Genomic DNA, 770 nt, shown 5'->3' on the forward strand with positions numbered 1-770 from the left:
CGGTGCCGGGCTTGGGCGCGTGGGCCCAGGCGCCCTGGCGGTCATCGAGCGCGTCGCGCTGCCACACCATGATGGCCAGCACCACCGCCGCCAGCGCGGCCCCGCACAGGCAGGCGGTGCGCCACGATCCGGTGGCCGCGGCGATCCCGGCCATGAAGACCGGCGCCGTGGCCCAGCCCAGGTTGCCCGAGATGCCGTGCACCGAAAAGCCGTGGCCCAGGCGCTGCGGCGACACGCGCTTGTTCAGGATGGTGAAGTCCACCGGATGGAAGGGCGCATTGCCCAGCCCCGCCAGCGCCGCCGCCAGCATCAGCCCCGCATAGCCCTGCGCCGTGCCGGCCACCAGGCCCGCCACGGCGAAGCTGGACAGCGCGAAGAACAGGATCGGGCGCGCGCCCACCCGGTCCACCAGAAAGCCCGACAGCGCCTGGCCCACGCCCGAGATCACGAAGAACACCGACACCAGCAGCCCCAGCTCCGAGTAGTTGAAGCCGAACTCCGCGATCAGGAACGGAAACAGCGGCGGCAGCAGCATGTGAAAGAAATGCGAGGAGCCGTGGGCCAGGCCGATGAGGCCGATGGTGCGGGCGTCCTGGCGCAGCGTGCCGGCGGGCGCTGCGGGGGTGGGGGGATGCGGTGGGAGGTCATGGCAGCGATCTTAGGCAGCGGCGCGGCGGCAGGTTGACGATAGACTGCCAACTTCTGTCGCGATCATGCCAAGCACCGCCCATTCCACTCCCGCTCCGGCCCCCAGCGCCGCACCGCGCCCG

General features: G+C 71.7%; 1 protein-coding gene. It reads right to left on the bottom strand.

Annotation, left to right across the window (positions count from 1 at the left end; all coding sequences use genetic code 11):
• The coding region (locus tag AC27KI_RS26335; RefSeq protein ID WP_487116816.1) for an MFS transporter at positions 1-535 on the bottom strand (535 nt) is incomplete at its 3' end.
• Positions 536-770: the final 235 nt, after the last annotated feature.

This window comes from Acidovorax sp. KPB24-03 (genome assembly GCF_057546605.1).